Raw genomic sequence first — 19,135 nt, 5'->3', positions numbered from 1 at the left:
CAACATGTAACGCTTTACACTTAGTGCAACGCTTTCTTCGCTTTTTGGCATAAGTCAGTTGCATGTTCGACTTCAGTTTTATAGTTTTCAACAGTTTCATCAAAATTCATTGCCGCAGCAAAGCTACTCTCATTGAATTGTTGTTTATACTTTTCATTATTTTTTAAAATAGTCACCATATTTTCATAACCCACACAAATTGGAAACCAAACCTCAGAACTTTCATCAGGTTTTGCCTGCCAATTTTCTATTTTTTTCTCCAACTCTGTCAAAGTTATTTCATAATTTTTAATAAAATCATTGGCTGTAGCCTGAGTTGCTATTGTATTTTTAAATGAGTCCTCATAGGCATTTGCAAATACATAGGTTGAGTTTAAACTTAATAAACTCAAAACAATCATGATATTTTTTTTCATAAAGCTCTCTTTTTATTACATTTATCGTTAAAAGGCATTTTATTTCATCACAAAACACCTTGAAAATGTGATTATTTAATTTTTATCTGCTGGAAAAGCATTGGGTGGTGGCGCATATTTATTGATAGCTTTAGCCTCATCTTCAGGAACTTTAAGTTCATACACAACCGTACCAATTACACCTGCATTATAAATTGAACCATGATCTGAATTTGCAGCATAAGATTCTTCAGGTTTGCTAAACGTAAAAGAAGCAACAGCATCAGCACTTTTTCTAAAACCTTCAATGGTTAAAGTATCATGTGCGTGTAGAACATAACCTGAGTTTGAACGTGAAGCCTCACGACCATTAATCACATCTACCCCATCAACACTTGTGACAATTTCAAAGGTTTTGCTGGTGTTGTTTTCATAATGTAACTGATAACTTTGACCTTCTCTACCTGCTAAATAATAATTTTGCCCAACACGATATAAAGGAATGGGATCTCCACGATCATCAATGATCGTAAAACTAACTTTTCCACCTGCAACAGAAATTCCCTGAATAGCTTTGCCTTCATATTGTTTATCGGCATATTGGACTTGCGTTTCAGCTATTGGCGTATTGGATTTACGTTCATAATCTACTTCAGTAACAGATGAATTAATATCATCACCCCATTTTGTGCCTAGTTTTTCATCCATTGCAACATCATTATTTGCAGCAGTTGCAGCAGCATCTGCACTGGTTGCTTCAGCATGATTTGAGGATGGGGATGAGTTTTCCTCTGCTTTTTTCGCACAAGCAGCAAGAAATATACAAAATATAATATAGAGAAAAATCTTTATTTTTTTCATTTTGTTACCTATTTTTAGATATGTGTGAGCAACCCATTTTTTTGATACATCCATCATTCATGAAGTATCAAATCATCGGCTGTCTTGGTAACTTAGATTATTATCGCAGTTATAATAACGAGCTTGTATATTTTTGAATATATGAAAAACTTTATATTATTGTAATAATATAACATCTAAAAATTTACCTTTCTAACAATGTCAGTTTTTAGGATATTCAATCCGCAGGAAATGCGTTAGGTGCAGGTGCATAATCTCCATTTTGGTCTTTTTTCGAAACATATCGTGGCGCTTTTAATTCATAAATAGCCGTGCCAATCACTCCTGTATTTTGAATTGAACCACGACTTGAGTTTGCAGCATAAGATTGTTCAGGTTGACTAAAAGTAAATGATGCAACTGAACGATTACTTTTTCTAAAACCTTCAATAGAAATTGAACTATAAGGATGCAATACATAACCTGCATTTTTTCGAGATGCCTGACGTCCATTCAAAACATCTAAACCATCTACACTTGCCACGACTTCAAAGGTTTGGGCACTACTATTATGATAACGTAATTGATAACTTTGCCCATTTTGACCCGATAAAAAATAACGTTGCCCTTCTCTATATAAGGCTAAGTTTCGTCCTTGATCATCTAATATCGAAAAACTAATTTTTCCAGAGGCTAATGAAATACTGTTTATACCACGCCCTGAAAATTGTTTATCTGCATAACGTATTTGTGTTTCATCCACAGGCTGCTGAGATAATCTTTTTAAATCTACAGTTTGAACATAAGAACTAACATCATCGCCCCATTTTGTTCCTAATTGTTGACTCCCACTGACTCGGTTGTCTTTGCTTTCTGCCTGAATTGCTTGAGGTGAATATTCTGCATGGCTTGTTTGCTTTTGCTGAATAGGTTGAGAACTACAAGCCGCTAGTCCTGCAAGTAAAAGTAAAGAAAGTAAATAGCGTAGCTTCATCATCTATAATCCTTATCATTTGATTTACTGAGGTTACATACTTCAAAGAAAGATATTTTTTAAACTGTTTTAAAGTGATCTAGCCAAGTCCTATATCAACAATCGTTTTAATTTCACGATGAAAGAACTAATGAACCTCAGTATAACCTGATGAGAAACGATGATTTTGTAGTCATTTGTAGAGTAAATTTTAAAAATGACTCACACTATTTATCCACTTTTTAAAATACTTAGCTTGGCTTTTACATTGGTCGCAAGGTTAAAATTTGTTCTGCACGCCCAAATGGTCCATATATATCATGAAGCACTGAACTGGTTAATCCAATACCATCTTCACCATATTGTTGTACGGTTTCTAAACCTAACCATTTACCTTGAGGTAAACGATATAAATGAATTTGTAAGTCTAGATTTGGAAATCCCCAATTAAATGGAGGAGTTTGCCGTGCAACAATCCCATTTGCTGTGTCAACCATCCCCATTAGTTTAACAAATGAAGAGGTTTTTTGCCCTTCAATCATCTCTAAATCATTACTGAGCCATACAATTCCTGCACCTTGTCGTCGTTGTTCAGTACGTGCCTCAACAGATTTGATATAACCCCCTGGCCATTGACGGATTTCATGCCAAACGGGTAAGTTTTCTGGTGTTCCTATATTTTGATCTTCTAAACCAGCGATCTTTTGACTGTTATTGGTCATCATGCGCCATGTTCTTGCCACAATACATGTTTTTCCCTGAGTGACCATTTCAGATTCAATGAGTTCAATGGTCTTACCACCACGAATAACTTTAGTTGTAATATAAAAATCTCCAGCAGCAATTAAACCAAAAATATCCAAGCTAATTCGACCAATTCGAACATCATCTCGAGGCGAAAATAGTTCTAATTCTGCACAAATAATGCCTGTTGCAGGTGCCATATGCTGTTCATGCTCATTCCAAGCGCCTTGCACATACTGAGTAGACGTATAGTGGGCTGTGACTACTCCTTGTTCATCAGTAGTACGTTGTATTAGTTGATAATAACTAGACATATTCTTCCTTGATTATTCATTTCCTACATTTTAGGCGTGATATTTTCACTTTTGATTCGCCCTATTTTTGTACTCAATTTATCTCTAAATGTCCAATTTTCAAGAAAATACTGAACGCATAAGTTCAGTATTTCCCTCAAATTTCAAAATTTATCGAGATCAGTTCTATTCTTTTGAATTTCTTTATTTTAAATTTTTTATTTTGAATAATCGCGTGAGCCAAATAATGCTGTACCTACTCTGACCATTGTTGAACCTGCTGCAATCGCCTCTTTCATATCACCTGACATTCCCATACTTAAAGTATCCCAGTCTTTAGCATGTTGATGCTTAGATTTTACCACCTCAAAAAGTTGTTTAGCATCATCAAAAGCTGCCGTGTTATTCGGTGCAGGAATCACCATTAAACCACGCAATCTTAAATGTGGAAGTTGGCTAATCTGTTGTACCAATTCTGCAACTTCGCTAGGTTGGCAGCCATCTTTACTGTCTTGCCCATCAATATTAACTTGCAAACAAATATTTAAAGCTTCTTGGTTTGCATCACGTTGTGTTGATAAACGTTCTGCTATGATTAAACGATCTACCCCATGTACCCAGTCAAATTTTTCTGCCAAATACTTGGTTTTATTGCGCTGCACATGCCCAATAAAATGCCACTCAATATCTAAATCTTGTAATTTCTCAATTTTCTCTAAAGCTTCTTGTAAATAATTTTCGCCAAAGGCACGCTGCCCAGCCATATACATTTCTTTTAACATGTCACTTGGATGTGTTTTTGAAACTGCCAATAGTTGTACTTCTGCTTGATCTCGCTGTGCGTTTTGGCAAGCGTGTTCAATCTGTTGTAGTACATCATTACGTGCTTGTTTTAAATCATTCATTAACCATCATTCCATTTAAAAAAATTTCAGCTTTCTTGTTCATCAAATGTTGGTTATGCTGAACGAAAGCCTTATCATTCTACAAAATAATTATGTAAATAGGTTTTACTTTGGGGACATTATGGACATTACAGAACTACTAGCATTTTCCGTTAAAAATGGCGCATCAGATTTACACTTATCAGCAGGTATGCCACCAATGATTCGTGTCGATGGTGAAGTGCGCCGTATTAACTTACCTGCGTTTGAACATAAAGATGTACACCGTCTTGTTTATGACATTATGAATGATAAACAACGTCGTGATTATGAAGAACAACTTGAAACTGACTTTTCATTTGAAGTTCCAGGGGTAGCACGTTTTCGTGTCAACGCATTTAACCAAAACCGTGGCGCAGGTGCAGTATTTCGTACCATTCCGTCAAAAGTACTCACCATGGAGGACTTAGGTTTAGGTCAAATCTTTAAGGATATTTGTGAATATCCTCGTGGTATTGTGTTGGTCACAGGTCCAACAGGTTCTGGTAAATCAACCACTTTGGCAGCAATGCTTGATTATATTAATGATAATCGCTATGACCATATTTTAACTGTCGAAGACCCGATCGAGTTTGTACATCAGTCTAAAAAATGTCTGATTAACCAACGTGAAGTCCATCGTGATACACATGGTTTTAACGAAGCACTGCGTTCTGCATTACGTGAAGACCCTGATATTATTTTGGTCGGTGAGATGCGTGACTTAGAAACGATTCGTTTGGCACTGACTGCAGCAGAAACAGGTCACTTAGTCTTTGGTACGCTGCATACCACCTCTGCGGCAAAAACCATTGACCGTGTTATTGACGTGTTCCCTGCCGAAGAAAAAGATATGGTTCGTGCCATGTTGTCAGAGTCTTTACAAGCCGTTATTTCGCAAACACTGCTTAAGAAAAATGGTGGTGGTCGAGTTGCTGCACACGAAATTATGATCGGTGTACCTGCGATTCGTAACTTGATTCGTGAAAATAAAGTCGCTCAAATGTATTCTGCAATTCAGACAGGTGCAAACTACGGTATGACAACGCTAGATCAAAGCTTAAAAACTTTGGTTGCAAAAGGCACGATCAGCCCTCAAGTTGCACGTAATGCCGCAAAACAGCCAGAATCATTCTTATAATTAAAAAATAAATTTGGGGAATTAGAATGGATTTTAATGATTTGCTCAATATGATGATTGAGCAAAAAGCATCGGATTTATTTATTACTGCTGATGTTGAACCATCAATGAAAATTAATGGTCAAATTGTCCCTGTCGTTAAAACCAAGTTGACAGGTGAAGTTGTTGGTCAAATCATTCATTCAATCATGAGTGATAAACAACGTAAAGAATTTGCAGAAACACGTGAATGTAACTTTGCTATTGTAAATAAAGACAAAACTGCTCGTTTTCGTGTGAGTGCTTTTCAGCAACGCGACCAACCGGGTATGATTTTACGTCGAATCGAAACCGTTATTCCAACGATGGAAGATCTAAAACTTCCACCTATTTTAAAAGATTTAGCCATGACTAAACGTGGCATTATCATTTTTGTAGGTGCAACGGGTACAGGTAAATCAACATCTTTAGCATCTATCATTGGTTATCGTAATCAAAACTCTAAAGGTCATATCATTACCATTGAAGACCCGATTGAATTTGTTCATGAACATGCAGGCTGTATTATTACGCAACGCGAAGTCGGTATTGATACGGACTCATTTGAAATTGCACTGAAAAATACTTTACGTCAAGCACCTGATGTGATCTTAATTGGTGAGATTCGTTCTCGTGAAACCATGGATTATGCTATTGCCTTTGCTGAAACAGGTCACTTGGTTTTTGCAACACTGCATGCCAACAACGCCAACCAAGCCATTGACCGTATTATTCACTTCTTTGAATCTGATCGTCATGGACAGTTATTTATGGACTTATCGCTTAACTTAAAAGCGATGGTTGCACAGCAGCTCATTCCAACACCTGATGGAAATTCACGCCGTGCTGCGATTGAAATTTTAATCAATTCACCTTTAATTTCAGACTTAATCCGTAAAGGTGATGTGCATGAAATTAAGGATTTGATGAAACGATCGCGTGAACTGGGGATGCAAACTTTTGACCAAGCATTATTTGACCTCTATAAAGCTGGGCAAATTACCTATAAAGATGCACTGAAACACGCAGACTCACCAAATGACTTACGTCTACAAATCAAGTTAGATGAAGAAGGTGGCGCTCAACTTCTCAATGCGAACAATAAACTTACTTTTGATGGTCAATAGTATTTATTCAGCATAAAAAAAGAGCAAATTTAAAATTTGCTCTTTTTTAATTTGTTGTATTTATGTGATTTTATTTCTTACGAAAAGCTTCCTGACATTCAGGCTCATCACAATAACCATACAAATTCAACGAGTGACCTGTTAAGCTAAAGCCATATTGCTCAGCCACTTTATGTTGTTCATGTTCGATAATATCATTCGTAAATTCAACAACTTTATTACAGTTTTGACAAACAATATGATCGTGGTGATCTTCTTGCATGATTTCAAAAACTGAATGATTATTTTCAAAATGATGACGCTGAATAATACCCGCAGCTTCGAATTGTGTTAACACACGATATACGGTCGCAAGACCGACATCTTCACCTTGCTCAAGTAATGTTTTATAAATGTCTTCCGCGCTCAAGTGGTGTTGTCTTGAATTTTCTAATAATTCCAAAATCTTGATTCGTGGTAGGGTAACTTTAAGTCCAGCTTTGCGTAAATCTTGATTTGAAATAGCCATATACAAAGGTCTCAACAAATTTTAAGTTGGAATATGCAACAGAGTTTAGATGCAGTATGATCTATCCCTAGATCAATTGCATCATAATTAATTTGGGATAGTGTAGCAAAATGCAAAAAATCATGCTGACGTTATTCGTCGCTTCTTTACTTGGTGGATGTTCCGTATTCGGTGTATATAAAGTTGATATCCCACAAGGAACACCTTTAACCCAAGCACAAGCTTCAAAAGTTCAAGTTGGTATGAACTATCAGCAAGTTCGCTTCTTACTTGGCAGTCCAACAGTCACTGATCCATTAAACCCATCACGTTGGGACTACATCTACAACTATATTCCTGGAACTTATGCTAAAAAAGCTAAAATTCCTGCTGCACATGGTCAACATTTAAAAATATATTTTAATGAGTCAGGAATTGTGACTAATATTGAAGGACTAGAAACGATTCCAGAATCTCAACCTGGTTTGCCTGCTTCTAAAGAAGCAATTTTGAATGCGCCTCCACTATAGACATTTTCCAATAAAAAGAAACCCCTCCATCAGGGGTTTTTATTATCATTGTCATAGTTTAAAGCGATAAGTTGAAATATCGCACTATTTTGACAAAAGCTGGCGATAGCGATTGCCTCGGCAATAACGCCCCACTGGGTTGGCTTTTGCTCGATTACGTCGAATATCTTTTGGGTTAATGGTCAGCGCACGATAAATCTCGACTCGCTCGCCCATCGCTAAAACTTGATTTTGATCTGAAATTTTGACACCAAAAATCCCAAGTTGGTAGGGTTCAGGCAAATCAACTTGAGCTTGAATTCCACTTTTTACGATTGCATCGTAAGCCGTCATGCCTTCCTCAAATTGAACAGCAATATGAAACTGCTGACTTTGGGTTGCATAAGCAACCCAAACTTTTCCATCAGATTTTTGCGCTACAACAGTCATTAGATAAGTTGCCCAATAAATGAAATGATTGCAATTAAAATCGCAAGTGGTGTCACGATACGTACTGCAATACGCCAAATATTATAAAAAGCTTCTGAACTAAAATTCATAGATTTACGTAGGTGACTAATTTTCATAATCCAACCCACAAATACAGCATAAATCAAACAAATCACTAAGCCCCATAACATCACAATACTATTAAAAATAGTTGTAATATTTGGAATAGCCCAAACTAACAAAGCAAGCAAGATAATAATATATTGTAAAACAGGTGCAATATTACGTTGGCTTAACTGTTCTTTAGCCAATTGTAATAACAGCGCAGCACTACTAATTGCGGCAAAGCATAAAACAAAAGCAGGAATCTGTGTACTTACCGCAAAAAACCCAAAAGCAATGACAGCAACCAGTTGGGCAATCCAAATTGGAAACACTGCTTGTGTTGCCGCACTTTCTTTAGCGTGTAATGTATTTGTTTGCCAATACAGTCCTAAACCTAAACCACTTGCCACTAAAGCAAGAATCGTAGCATTCCCCCACTCTTTAAACTCAATTGGAGTCACATGCCATGGCTGTAAAGCTGTACCAAAAATGTTAGCCACTACAAGAGAAGCAATCACACCAAGAGCTGTTAATAAAACTAAAATCGAACGTGACAAAAATGATAAGCCAACTGCAACCACTGCACCAATCACTAAAAGCAAGTTTGCTTGTAACCCAAGCTGTGCATGTTGAAGGCTATTCAGTGTCACATTAGATAAAATTGCACCTGCTAAAAAAGGAATAAATACAACTGACAGCCAACCTACTATACGCCAATGTTGTGAAGCATCCGCATCACGGGTTAACTCAGCTAAAGCAGTAAGTGGTGTTTTTTTTGAACGTTTTGCTAATGCGATTTCTAAATAAGTCATTGGCAATGCTAAAATCAGCATTGTACTCAACCACAATAACCAAAAGTCAATTTGTCGATCAATTTGTAGACCTAAGCTAGGTGCTAAGCCCACAATAATCATAAATGATAGACAAAATGCCATGAGCGGCGATAACCATCGTGACATAGAATAATCCTGCATGAGGTGTTTCATAATAAATTGCTGCTATTTTGCCTTTGTCCTCAATGAAAATCAAAGATTAGGCATAAAAAAAGCAAACCAAGTTATGGTTTGCTGCGCTAGTCAGTTTCTACTCTTCTTATTTTCTGTTTTTTATTATTCATTTTAAGAAAAAAAGCGTTGAAACCAATTTTTACCTTTTTTCTTTTCATTTTCATGAATAATTCCCATCATATTGTGTTTTACAGCACCCACATAATCTGCATCATCATGTTGAATATGGTTAATCAACCATTTTGCTAAAACTTCGCTCAACTCATTTTCAATAGATTTACCATCCTCAAAATTTTGACGGTACCCTTCAATGCGTTTAATAAATAAATCATGTACACGTTTATGGGGTACACGATATTTATAATTTGCTTCTTCTTGTAAACTTTCTTCGAAGGTAAAATGTGACTGTGTATAGTCAATAATATTATCTAAAATTTCTTTAATTCGTGCGCGGTCTGAAATGACATCTACGCTTTGTAGCTCATTGATATAATCTAAAATACGTTTATGTTGATCATCGATCACATCAATTCCCGTATTATATTCAGGAAGCCATTTCATCTTCATACCAATGCCCCACTCAACTTAAAAATATTATTCATTACATGGTTACATCATAACCGCTTAAAAAATAAATAAAAATCAACTAGTTTAGTCGGGTTTCAGGCTTTCTGTAGCAAAAAACTACAACTCATTGTTTTAAAGAAATAAAAGCATGATAACCAAGTAAAAGAATAAAGTATTTTTTAACCAAAATATTATTTTTATCTTTATTTTATATTCAATCAATATTCATTTTAAAATAAGCTTTTTAATAAAAATATTTTTATTTTTTATACTTTAAATAGAGTTTAATATTATTTAAATAAAACACCCTATATTTAAAATAGAGTGTCATATATTTTATCTTATTCAATCATCACTATTGATCTAAAAATAAACTCAATATTGATCTGCCTTAGTGATACGCTTCAAACTTGGATCTTGAGCTTCACGTTGTAAACGCGCCACGACAGTCATTGCACGCTGAATGGGCTGTCCATGTTGAAATAAAATCATTTCACCTTGTCGATATGCTTGCCATGTTTCATTATGCGTTAGAGGCTCTGTGGTGATCACAGCAACACGATCTTCAGGTGTAGTCACTTCACTAAAATCAATATCGACATCTAAATCTATCAATTTTGCATGTTGAAATGGATATTCACGTACTAACCAATGCAACTTTGTCGTGGCATAACTAAATAAGGCTTGCCCATTTGAAAGACAAAAATTAAATGTGCCATATTCGGCAATTTTAGGAGAAATTTCGTGTAATACTGCAAAAATTTCTTTCAATGAAGGTTCATGATAACCAAATTTTTCAACCAACTTATCCAGTAAATAACAAAAAGCAAGTTCACTATCTGTATTTCCTACAGGAGTAAAACGCCCTGAAAGTCGTGGCTGAAAATCATATAAATCACCATTATGAGCAAAAATCCATTGTCGCCCCCACAACTCACGCACAAAAGGATGCGAATTTTCTAAGGTAATTTTACCTTGTGTTGCTTTACGGATATGCGCAATGACATTGCGTGATTTGATTGGATAATTACGAACCAACTCAGCAATAGGTGACTCTACCGCAGACTGATTATCGACAAATAAACGACAGGCTTTATCTTCAAAAAATGCAATACCAAAACCATCAGAATGGTCAGAAGTAATTCCCGCACGTTGCGAAAACCCACGGAAAGAAAATGTAATATCCGTTGGTGTTGCACAGTTCATTCCAAGTAATTGGCACATAATCATTCATTACAACATTATCATTATGTGAATATTGTGCATCAGTCCCACCTCGCTTGCAAATCAGAATGTTTGCAAACGAAATGTAGTTAGACTATTTAACGACTGACCATTTTGTTTAATACAAAGCTTTTCGCCACTTCATTGACATCTAAGAACACAAAATAGTCCAGACAATTAAATTGCTGATCATGATATGCCTGCTGTGATAAACGCGCATTCATTTTTAAATACACGTCAAATAATTTAGGAATACGTTCATCTTGCAGAAAACTAAACTCAGGATATGTTGGTTCATAACTGGGTTTAGCTGGCACATGAATTGTTTGATTTTTACTTAATTTTTTAATAAATTGATGCGTGTAGTAAGCACGTGCTTTATTGTCTTCTAAGCGAATACTCACACAGCCCATTAAATGTTTAGCTTTCATTTTCCAGAGTACCATCGGTACTAAATTAAGCCATAAAATCGACAATGCTTTTCCATTACGATAACGTGGATGAACACACGTACGACCAATTTCTACAATATTATTTAAATGAGAAAATTGAGAAACATCAAACTCTTGGGCACTATAACTTTGGGCTAATTGATGACCATGTACCAATTTCAAACGCGTATAAGCCACGATCTCATTGCTCCACTTGTCACGTAATACAGCATGATGACAATCTAAGTCATATAAATCTTGGTCTAAACCATGCTCAAATTGAACACCAAACTGTTCTGCAAATTGTTCAGCTCGAAATTTTTGAATTTCTTTTAATTGTTTAATGTCCTCTGCCCATTCAAATTTGTATTGTAATTGAGGTTTTTTAGGGCGTGTCAGTGGGAAACTAATGTTTTGTCTGTATTGATTTAACTTTGCAAACATAATTTAGAACTCCTTGTGCTTTTCATCACACTAGAGAATCTAAATGACAAATCAATGACTAATTTATGACCATTCAAAAACACATTCTAAATAATGATCTTATAAATTACATATAAAAAAAGCCAGTAAATGACGAATGCTGATCAGTTAAGCTTTTTTAATCCTCCCCAACCCTCCTTTTCAAAGGAGGGAACTTTCTATTACTCAAAATTACATTAGTTACTGGAAATCCCCCTCTTTTTCAAAGAGGGGTTAGGGGAGATTTTTAGAAATTTATCTCATAATTTTGCTTAACTGACTGGCATTAAATAAATGACTGGCTTTTTAACATAAACGTTTAAGATCAAACTGACGTTGATTTTGTACGATTGGTAATTAAAGTACCTACACCATGATCTGTAAAAATTTCGAGCAAGGTTGCATGAGGTACACGACCATCAACGATATGCGCACTCACTACGCCACCTTTTACAGCATCTAGAGCACAACCCACCTTAGGAATCATACCACCATAAATCACACCTGTTTCAATCAGATCATCAACTTCCTGTGTAGATAAACCTGTCAAAAGATTTTTATTTTCGTCTAAAACCCCTGTGATATTGGTTAATAAAATCAATTTTTCCGCACCTAAAGCTTCTGCAACTTTACCTGCGACTAAATCAGCATTGATATTATAGGTTTTCCCTTCTTCATCTACACCCAAAGGTGCAATGACAGGAATAAAATCACTTTGGGTAAACATTTCTAAGACATCGGTTTTTACACCCGTCACTTCACCCACTAAACCAAGATCAATTTGTTTTACAGAACCATCATCTTGGACTTTTTCCATTAATAATTTACGTGCGCGCAGTAAATTACCATCTTTACCTGTCAGACCAATTGCACGACCGCCATGCTTATTGATTAAATTTACGATTGATTTATTAACACTTCCGCCTAAAACCATCTCTACAACTTCCATCGTTGCAGGGTCAGTCACACGCATACCATCAATACGGTCAGACTCACGTCCAAGTTGTTTTAAAAATGAATCAACTTGTGGACCACCACCATGTACAACAATCGGATTTATTCCCACAGTTTTTAAGAGCACAATGTCACGAGCAAATGAACTTTCCAAAGCAGGATCTGTCATTGCATTGCCGCCATATTTTACGACTAGCGTTTTACCTGAAAAGCGCTGAATATAAGGTAAGGCTTCTGTTAAAATTTGCGCTTTATCAGTGCCAGTGTGTTGATGTGGCATGCTTTTCTCCCGTCACAATCATGTAAATTAATGAGCCTTCAAGATATCTTGAGCGATCATAGGATAATGATCATGCAGCATAGACGCAAATGTTTGCCGAATTTCATCTAAACGAGATGGGCAATCTGCATCAAAGCGAACAGTAAAGAACTCACCTGTATTTGATGCTCGAATGATGCCAAATCCATGATCAAAATCAAGTCGAATTCCATCTATTTTAATTAATTCCGCACCATAACGCGCACTCAGTTGTTCAATTTCACTCAGTACAATTTTAGGATTCGTGCTATGTGTACTGATGTAAGTATCTTCGGTATAGCACCGTTCAGGATAAACTGCTAATGCGTTTGACAATGACATTTGACTTGGCAAATCACATAAATATTCCATGATACGCAATGCTGCATATAAACCATCATCATAGCCTAAACCACGTCCATCATTAAAAACATAATGCCCTGCGTATTCTCCACCGAAGACCGCTTGACCTTTAGACTGTGTTAAATATTTACGTAAAAAACTACTTCCTGTACGAATCATGGTGGCTTTACCACCCATTTTTTCAATCGTTTGTCGCACTATAGGCGAACATTTGACATCAAATACAATCTCTCGGTGTGGATTTGCCTTTAAACAGATGTGTGCAAATAGTGCCATTAAACGATCTGGGGAAATAATATGTGCATGTTCATCTAAAATAACAACACGATCGCCATCACCATCTAACGCAATTCCAATATCAGCTTCATGATTTAAAATATTTTGCCGTAATAATTCGAGATGTTTCGCTTGTGATGGATCTGGCGCATGGTCAGGAAAATTTCCATCAGCATTGCAGCGCAGTGCAATCACTTCACAACCTAGCTTTCTTAAAATAATTTGAGAACAAAACCCTGCTGAACCGTTTAAACCATCAATGACAACCTTAAGCGGTCGTTTTAAATAAATATCACGTAATAAAGCCGTCTGATAAGCCACACAAAATTCGGTTTTAATTTCATGCTTCACTGTAGGTAATGCAATAATTTGTGTCTGTTGCAGTAAAAACTGTTCAGCCTGATGACCAATCGCCTGAATCATGTCTGGGCAAGGTGGCTCACCTTGTATAATCCACTTCATGCCATTATCCACTTTAGGATTATGACTGGCTGTAATAATTAAACCATTTCCTTGAGCTTTACGCGCCGCAAAATACATTTGTGGTGACGAACAACAACCGATTGAAATCACTTCAAAATCATGTTGTAAAAACACATTCTCAATAATTTTTGCAAAAATAGGACTACTCAAACGAGCATCATAACCAATGACAATCTGACGTTGGTTATATTGTTGATATTGTTTCACTAATGCTTGGGCAATACAGTGAACCAACTCAGGTTTTAGTAACTCGACTTTTCCACGAATATCATATGCACGAAAAATATGATGTGGAAATTCAAAAGAATTTATCATAAGCAATACTTCTAATGACCATCCCCCATTAGATGGCTAGAAGTCAGTCATCTTTTTTAAAGCTTTTTAGGATCAAGTCAATTCTATTAAAATTGTATTAACACTATATGTAACATTAACCCATATTTTAAATATACTTTTGGTTACAAAGCTAGAAAAAAATGACAAAAAGCCTGAAAATCAGGCTTTTTTAGATGAAAAATTAATTAATTTTTACCTGTATGCCCAAAACCACCTGCACCACGCTCAGTTGCTTCAAACTCATTGACTAAGTCAAATTCTGCTTGCACAACTGGTACTAATACATATTGAGCTAAGCGCTCACCTGGCTCTAAACTAAATGTAGTTTGCCCACGATTCCATACAGACACCATCAATTCACCTTGATAATCTGAATCAATCAAGCCAACTAAATTACCTAAAACGATACCATGCTTATGTCCTAAGCCTGAACGTGGTAAAACTAAACCCGCAAAATTTGGATCTTGAATATAAATTGCCATACCTGTTTTCACTAAAACAGTTTGACCTGGCTCAATTTGAATGGTTTCTGCTACACATGCACGTAAATCTAAACCTGCTGAACCAGTTGTCGCATAAGTTGGCATTGGCCACTCTTGACCTAAACGTGAATCAAGAATTTTTACTTGAACTTTCATATTGAAATCCTATATTCAATAAAGTGGAAAAATAGCAAAAGTTTCTCTGCTCTTTCACTAAAGCAGAGAAAAAAGAAGGAAAATTACATTCATGAATTAGCGTTTTAATAGCGCTTTTAAATTTTGTAAATAATGCTGTGCCTGTAGTTTCGGGTCGATATTTTCAGCCAATTTTTTCTTACGACCTAACCAATCTAACTCATCTTGTGGCAACTCATCTAAGAAACGACTTGGTGTCATTTGCTTCATTTGCCCACCATTTTTTCGTTGCTCTGCCAAAGTCAAGGTCAAGCCTTGCTGTGCACGGGTAATGCCCACATACATCAAGCGACGCTCTTCTTCAATAGTTTCTGCAGCAATCGAGTTTTTATGTGGAAGAAGCTCTTCCTCTAAACCCATGATATAAACAAATGGAAACTCTAAACCTTTTGATGCATGCAAAGTCAATAGATTGACTTTGTCTGTGTCTTCTTCTTCTTGTTGCTGCTCAAGCATATCAAGCAACACCATTTTACGAATCACACTTTCGATATTTTTTTCGCCCACATCTTCAGCACGATTAATCAAACTTTGAATACTGCTGTAGAGCATTTCTACATTATCAAGTTTGGTTTTTTCCTGTGCGGGTGTTGCTGCCGTTTCACGTAAATAATCAATATAACCTGCTTCCATCATCATTTGGCGTATTTTAGGTACAGGCTCATCATCGTCTAATAACTCACGAGTAAAATCTGTAATAAAACCAGAAAATTCAGCCAATTGTGTGGTTGCTTTTTTCGGCATCACCATCAAAAGGCGCTGATCACTTGCTGCTGCCAATAAAGAAAGATTATTTTCTTGAGCAAACAAACCCAATTTTTCCAATGTTACAGGACCAATTGCCCGTTTAGGTGTATTAATAATACGTAAAAATGCACTGTCATCTTCAGGATTAATAATAACTCGCAGATAACTCATCACATCCTTGATTTCTGCGCGTGCGAAAAAGGACTGTCCACCTGATAATTTATATGGAATTTGCATCTGGCGAAGCTGAGTTTCTAAGACACGTGCTTGGAAGTTGCCGCGATATAACACAGCATAGTCTTTCCAGTTTTTACCATTCATTAATTTATGGGTTAGCAAGTCTTTGACTACACGTTCTGATTCATCATCATCATTACGACACGTAATCACACGAATCACTTCACCATGACCTTTATCACTCCACAATTTTTTGTCAAAAATATGCGGATTATTCTCAATCACATGGTTCGCTGCTTTTAAAATACGACTGGTTGAACGATAATTTTGTTCAAGTTTAATCACTTTTAAATTACGAAAATCATCTTTCAGCAATGCCATATTTTCAGGCTTTGCTCCACGCCATGCATAAATCGATTGGTCATCATCACCTACGGCTGTGAATTGCCCCATCACGCCAACCAAGAGCTTAACCAAAATATACTGTGCAGTATTGGTATCTTGATATTCATCGACCAATAAATAACGTACTCGATTTTGCCAACGATCACGCACTTCTGCATTGTCTTGCAATAAACGTGTCGGCATGACGATCAAATCATCAAAATCTACTGCATTATAAGCACGTAAATTACGCTCATAGAGTTGATATAAATGTGCAAATTGTACGTCTTCAGGTGTTTCACAAGTACTATGCGCTTGCTCTGGTAAAATCAGATCATTTTTCCAATCTGAAATCTTTTTCATTGCCTTAGCAATCAGGTCTTTACTCTCCGCACCTGATAAGTTATCTCGATGCATCAAATCCATTAAAATACGTTTACAGTCGTCTGCATCTAAAATTGAAAAGTTATTTTTTAATGGTGTATTTTTAAGTTCTAAGCGTAATAAATTTAAACCAAAGGTATGGAAAGTTGAAACAGATAAGCCTTTTGCTTCCTCTTTAGAGAGTAATTTACTCACACGCTCTTTCATTTCACGTGCAGCTTTATTGGTAAAGGTCATTGCCGTGATACGGTGTGCAGGAATTCCACATTGTTGGACTAAATAAGCCACTTTACGGGTAATCACGGAAGTTTTACCTGAACCCGCTCCTGCAAGTACTAACAAGGGTCCTTGAGTATATTTCATGGCTTCAAGTTGCTTGTCATTCAACTGACTTGCTTTTGACATTGTTCATCCTCTACAAACTTCGCGCTAGATTATAGTCATCAAAACAGAACTTGCCTAACGTTTAATGAAATTTTCAATACAACAATTACAAAATAAAAAAACCACCTTTCGGTGGTTTTTTTATGCCTATGAAAACTAAAAATTATTTAGTTTCATATACTGTAATTTCTACACGACGGTTTTGTTCACGACCCGCAGCTGTTGAGTTATCAGCGATTGGAGAAGTTGAACCATAACCTTTAGCTGTCATGCGAGATGCTGAAATACCTTGAGTTGCAAGATAGTTCAATACAGAGTTTGCACGGTTTTGAGACAATGGAATATTGATACCGTCATTACCTGTATTGTCTGTATGACCATGAATAACAAGCGCTAATTTACCACCTGTACCATCTTCACGTAATACTTTTGCAACATCGTTTAATGCTGTTTGGAAACGTGGTTGAATCGTTGCAGAGCTTGACGCAAATGTTACGCTCGGCATTACCATGTTAATAGAACCATCTGGATTACGGTTTACATCAACACCTGTACCCGCTAATTCTTCACGTAAACGTTTTTCTTTACGGTCAAGAAGCGCACCTGCACCCGCACCCACTACAGCACCGATTGCAGCAGCTTGACCCATTTTATCTTTATCGGCATTTGAATAAGCAATACCAGCGCCTAATAATGCACCTAAGCCTGTACCGATTGCTGCTTTGTCATATTCCATGTTTTGACAACCAGATAGTGCCAAAGCCCCTACTACCGCTGAAATTACAAGTGCACGCATTACATGCCTCCAAGGTTTGTGTTTTTCTATGAATGAAATAATGATTTAAATTATGCGCTTAAACCATTGACATTTTGTTAAAAATATCCGAAATCGTTACATTTTGAAATAAATAAATGAGTATTTTGAAGTTACTTCATCATAATTTATACATAGTTAGCTTTTGAGACTTTTTAATTCAATAAACAAAGACTATATTTAAAAACAACTATGATCAAATTAAACTCTTTTTTAGGACTTTTTTATGTCATCTCAACAACAGAAGCAATCTATTTTAAAAAAAATTACCAAAGGTTTGACTGTGGGTTCTGTGATTACAGGAAGTACCTTTTTTCATGGTCCTCCTGTACTGGCTCTTGGCTTAACAAAGCTATTTAAAAAGTCTGCCAAAGTCGATGAGACCAATATCCATATTACAAATAGCTGGCTGAGTGTAAATAATTGGTTAATTGATCATGTGCTTCCTGAAACACACTGGGACATTACAGTAGATGAAAATTTAGACTTAAATATGCAAGGTCGTTATTTGATGACTTCTAACCATCAAAGCTGGGTAGACACCACAGTCAATCAATATTTTGGTCTTACTCGTATGCCACTCACCCGCTTTTTTACCAAATGGGAACTTATTTTTATCCCATTTGTGGGGCAAGCCTTTAAAATTTTAGGCTTTCCAATGATGAAACGCCATACCAAAGCTCAGATTGCAAAAAATCCAGCATTGAAACATCAAGACTTAGATGAAGCACGTAAAGCATGTGAACAACTATTGAGTCAGCCTTTTACTTTATTAAACTATCTTGAAGGCACACGTTTTACAGTAGAAAAACAGCAACAACAACAATCACCTTATCGCAATTTACTTAAACCAAAAGCAGGAGGCATGGCACTCGCTTTAAATATTTTAGGCGATCAAATCGACGCCCTTGTTGATATGACCATTGTTTATCCCGATGGCGTGCCAGGTTATGGCGAATTTTGGCTAGGTGAAGTACCACGAATTGCGGTAAATCTGCGTAAAATTGATCTGCCCGATTGGGTTTTACAAGGTGATTATGAAGAAGATGCTGAATATCGTGCTAAATTTCAACAATGGATTGATGATTTGTGGCAAGAAAAAGATCAACTTATTACGCACATGAAACAACAGTACCAAAATTAAAATTATACAATAACAATT

At 36.3% G+C, this 19,135-nt stretch carries 20 protein-coding genes; 4 read left to right on the top strand and 16 right to left on the bottom strand.

From position 1 onward, the window contains the following. Positions 1 to 20: 20 nt before the first annotated feature. The 5 genes from HX124_RS00170 to HX124_RS00150 form a co-directional block, all read right to left on the bottom strand. On the bottom strand, positions 21 to 416 hold the full coding sequence (locus tag HX124_RS00170; RefSeq protein WP_286381564.1) for a hypothetical protein: 396 nt from the start codon (positions 414 to 416) through the stop codon (positions 21 to 23). A gap of 75 nt (positions 417 to 491) precedes the next feature. After that, positions 492 to 1,256 (bottom strand): hypothetical protein, encoded by a 765-nt coding sequence (locus HX124_RS00165; protein WP_286381563.1) that lies wholly within the window; start codon positions 1,254 to 1,256, stop codon positions 492 to 494. Between the two features lie 217 nt (positions 1,257 to 1,473). Then, positions 1,474 to 2,232, bottom strand: coding sequence for a hypothetical protein (locus tag HX124_RS00160; RefSeq protein WP_286381562.1), 759 nt, complete (start codon positions 2,230 to 2,232; stop codon positions 1,474 to 1,476). Between the two features lie 239 nt (positions 2,233 to 2,471). Beyond that, a complete protein-coding gene (locus HX124_RS00155) occupies positions 2,472 to 3,266 on the bottom strand; it encodes a thioesterase family protein (RefSeq protein ID WP_286381561.1) in 795 nt (264 codons plus the stop codon). A 197-nt stretch (positions 3,267 to 3,463) separates the two neighbouring features. Beyond that, positions 3,464 to 4,150 (bottom strand): YggS family pyridoxal phosphate-dependent enzyme, encoded by a 687-nt coding sequence (locus HX124_RS00150; RefSeq protein WP_286381560.1) that lies wholly within the window; start codon positions 4,148 to 4,150, stop codon positions 3,464 to 3,466. Positions 4,151 to 4,271: 121 nt separating this feature from the next. On the opposite strand from HX124_RS00150, the gene HX124_RS00145 reads away from it, so the two are divergent. Together HX124_RS00145 and HX124_RS00140 are read left to right on the top strand one after the other, a co-directional pair. Next, a complete protein-coding gene (locus tag HX124_RS00145; protein WP_107008244.1) occupies positions 4,272 to 5,309 on the top strand; it encodes a type IV pilus twitching motility protein PilT in 1,038 nt (345 codons plus the stop codon). 26 nt (positions 5,310 to 5,335) lie between these two features. Then, positions 5,336 to 6,454, top strand: coding sequence for a PilT/PilU family type 4a pilus ATPase (locus tag HX124_RS00140; RefSeq protein WP_286378480.1), 1,119 nt, complete (start codon positions 5,336 to 5,338; stop codon positions 6,452 to 6,454). A 70-nt stretch (positions 6,455 to 6,524) separates the two neighbouring features. Here HX124_RS00140 and fur read toward each other — a convergent pair whose 3' ends face one another. Next, positions 6,525 to 6,962 (bottom strand): ferric iron uptake transcriptional regulator, encoded by a 438-nt coding sequence (gene fur, locus HX124_RS00135; RefSeq protein ID WP_107008246.1) that lies wholly within the window; start codon positions 6,960 to 6,962, stop codon positions 6,525 to 6,527. Positions 6,963 to 7,072: 110 nt separating this feature from the next. On the opposite strand from fur, the gene HX124_RS00130 reads away from it, so the two are divergent. After that, positions 7,073 to 7,471, top strand: coding sequence for an outer membrane protein assembly factor BamE (locus HX124_RS00130; RefSeq protein WP_107008247.1), 399 nt, complete (start codon positions 7,073 to 7,075; stop codon positions 7,469 to 7,471). An 84-nt stretch (positions 7,472 to 7,555) separates the two neighbouring features. Here the strand turns inward: HX124_RS00130 and HX124_RS00125 are convergent, their stop codons facing one another. The 10 genes from HX124_RS00125 to HX124_RS00080 all read right to left on the bottom strand — a co-directional run bounded on the left by HX124_RS00125 (position 7,556) and on the right by HX124_RS00080 (position 17,955). After that, positions 7,556 to 7,900, bottom strand: a complete 345-nt coding sequence (locus HX124_RS00125; protein ID WP_286378479.1) for an RnfH family protein — start codon at positions 7,898 to 7,900, stop codon at positions 7,556 to 7,558. Further along, positions 7,900 to 8,979 carry a hypothetical protein gene (locus HX124_RS00120; protein WP_286381559.1) on the bottom strand — a complete coding sequence of 360 codons (1,080 nt, stop codon included), beginning with the start codon at positions 8,977 to 8,979 and terminating at the stop codon, positions 7,900 to 7,902. The genes HX124_RS00125 and HX124_RS00120 overlap by 1 nt, the downstream gene beginning before the upstream one ends. Positions 8,980 to 9,123: 144 nt before the next feature. Next, complete coding sequence (locus HX124_RS00115; RefSeq protein WP_107008250.1) at positions 9,124 to 9,579, bottom strand: bacteriohemerythrin; 456 nt, start codon at positions 9,577 to 9,579, stop codon at positions 9,124 to 9,126. 375 nt (positions 9,580 to 9,954) lie between these two features. Next, positions 9,955 to 10,803 (bottom strand): class II glutamine amidotransferase, encoded by an 849-nt coding sequence (locus HX124_RS00110; protein WP_286378478.1) that lies wholly within the window; start codon positions 10,801 to 10,803, stop codon positions 9,955 to 9,957. A 98-nt stretch (positions 10,804 to 10,901) separates the two neighbouring features. Further along, a complete protein-coding gene (locus HX124_RS00105) occupies positions 10,902 to 11,678 on the bottom strand; it encodes a GNAT family N-acetyltransferase (protein WP_107008252.1) in 777 nt (258 codons plus the stop codon). A gap of 343 nt (positions 11,679 to 12,021) precedes the next feature. After that, positions 12,022 to 12,930 carry an acetylglutamate kinase gene (gene argB / locus HX124_RS00100; protein ID WP_286378476.1) on the bottom strand — a complete coding sequence of 303 codons (909 nt, stop codon included), beginning with the start codon at positions 12,928 to 12,930 and terminating at the stop codon, positions 12,022 to 12,024. A gap of 27 nt (positions 12,931 to 12,957) precedes the next feature. Then, the gene (locus HX124_RS00095) at positions 12,958 to 14,385 is read right to left on the bottom strand and encodes a phosphomannomutase/phosphoglucomutase (protein WP_286381558.1); all 1,428 of its coding nucleotides are present in this window, start codon (positions 14,383 to 14,385) and stop codon (positions 12,958 to 12,960) included. A gap of 206 nt (positions 14,386 to 14,591) precedes the next feature. Beyond that, a complete protein-coding gene (gene dut, locus HX124_RS00090; RefSeq protein WP_107008255.1) occupies positions 14,592 to 15,044 on the bottom strand; it encodes a dUTP diphosphatase in 453 nt (150 codons plus the stop codon). A gap of 96 nt (positions 15,045 to 15,140) precedes the next feature. Continuing rightward, positions 15,141 to 17,180: a UvrD-helicase domain-containing protein gene (locus HX124_RS00085; RefSeq protein ID WP_286381557.1), complete on the bottom strand. Its 2,040-nt coding sequence runs from the start codon at positions 17,178 to 17,180 to the stop codon at positions 15,141 to 15,143. 142 nt (positions 17,181 to 17,322) lie between these two features. Further along, entirely contained in the window at positions 17,323 to 17,955 is a 633-nt protein-coding gene (locus tag HX124_RS00080; protein ID WP_107008257.1) for a YiaD family glycine zipper/OmpA-like lipoprotein, read from the bottom strand. Positions 17,956 to 18,199: 244 nt separating this feature from the next. Between HX124_RS00080 and yihG the strand changes: the two genes are divergently transcribed. Continuing rightward, positions 18,200 to 19,117: a 1-acylglycerol-3-phosphate O-acyltransferase, YihG family gene (yihG, locus tag HX124_RS00075; RefSeq protein ID WP_286381556.1), complete on the top strand. Its 918-nt coding sequence runs from the start codon at positions 18,200 to 18,202 to the stop codon at positions 19,115 to 19,117. The last annotated feature ends 18 nt before the right edge of the window (positions 19,118 to 19,135 follow it).

This window comes from Acinetobacter sp. 226-1, from assembly GCF_030329325.1.
Lineage (GTDB): Bacteria > Pseudomonadota > Gammaproteobacteria > Pseudomonadales > Moraxellaceae > Acinetobacter > Acinetobacter sichuanensis.
This window is presented reverse-complemented; position numbering and strand designations above follow the sequence as displayed.

Coding starts and splice junctions, on each gene's coding strand:
- yihG (WP_286381556.1), top strand. CDS start 18,200: ATGTCATCTCAACAACAGAAGCAATCTATTTTAAAAAAAATTACCAAA.
- HX124_RS00105 (WP_107008252.1), bottom strand. CDS start 11,678: ATGTTTGCAAAGTTAAATCAATACAGACAAAACATTAGTTTCCCACTG.
- HX124_RS00115 (WP_107008250.1), bottom strand. CDS start 9,579: ATGAAGATGAAATGGCTTCCTGAATATAATACGGGAATTGATGTGATC.
- HX124_RS00140 (WP_286378480.1), top strand. CDS start 5,336: ATGGATTTTAATGATTTGCTCAATATGATGATTGAGCAAAAAGCATCG.
- dut (WP_107008255.1), bottom strand. CDS start 15,044: ATGAAAGTTCAAGTAAAAATTCTTGATTCACGTTTAGGTCAAGAGTGG.
- HX124_RS00085 (WP_286381557.1), bottom strand. CDS start 17,180: ATGTCAAAAGCAAGTCAGTTGAATGACAAGCAACTTGAAGCCATGAAA.
- HX124_RS00125 (WP_286378479.1), bottom strand. CDS start 7,900: ATGACTGTTGTAGCGCAAAAATCTGATGGAAAAGTTTGGGTTGCTTAT.
- HX124_RS00130 (WP_107008247.1), top strand. CDS start 7,073: ATGCAAAAAATCATGCTGACGTTATTCGTCGCTTCTTTACTTGGTGGA.
- argB (WP_286378476.1), bottom strand. CDS start 12,930: ATGCCACATCAACACACTGGCACTGATAAAGCGCAAATTTTAACAGAA.
- HX124_RS00145 (WP_107008244.1), top strand. CDS start 4,272: ATGGACATTACAGAACTACTAGCATTTTCCGTTAAAAATGGCGCATCA.
- HX124_RS00160 (WP_286381562.1), bottom strand. CDS start 2,232: ATGATGAAGCTACGCTATTTACTTTCTTTACTTTTACTTGCAGGACTA.
- HX124_RS00110 (WP_286378478.1), bottom strand. CDS start 10,803: ATGTGCCAATTACTTGGAATGAACTGTGCAACACCAACGGATATTACA.
- HX124_RS00080 (WP_107008257.1), bottom strand. CDS start 17,955: ATGCGTGCACTTGTAATTTCAGCGGTAGTAGGGGCTTTGGCACTATCT.
- fur (WP_107008246.1), bottom strand. CDS start 6,962: ATGGCTATTTCAAATCAAGATTTACGCAAAGCTGGACTTAAAGTTACC.
- HX124_RS00170 (WP_286381564.1), bottom strand. CDS start 416: ATGAAAAAAAATATCATGATTGTTTTGAGTTTATTAAGTTTAAACTCA.
- HX124_RS00095 (WP_286381558.1), bottom strand. CDS start 14,385: ATGATAAATTCTTTTGAATTTCCACATCATATTTTTCGTGCATATGAT.
- HX124_RS00150 (WP_286381560.1), bottom strand. CDS start 4,150: ATGAATGATTTAAAACAAGCACGTAATGATGTACTACAACAGATTGAA.
- HX124_RS00120 (WP_286381559.1), bottom strand. CDS start 8,979: ATGCAGGATTATTCTATGTCACGATGGTTATCGCCGCTCATGGCATTT.
- HX124_RS00165 (WP_286381563.1), bottom strand. CDS start 1,256: ATGAAAAAAATAAAGATTTTTCTCTATATTATATTTTGTATATTTCTT.
- HX124_RS00155 (WP_286381561.1), bottom strand. CDS start 3,266: ATGTCTAGTTATTATCAACTAATACAACGTACTACTGATGAACAAGGA.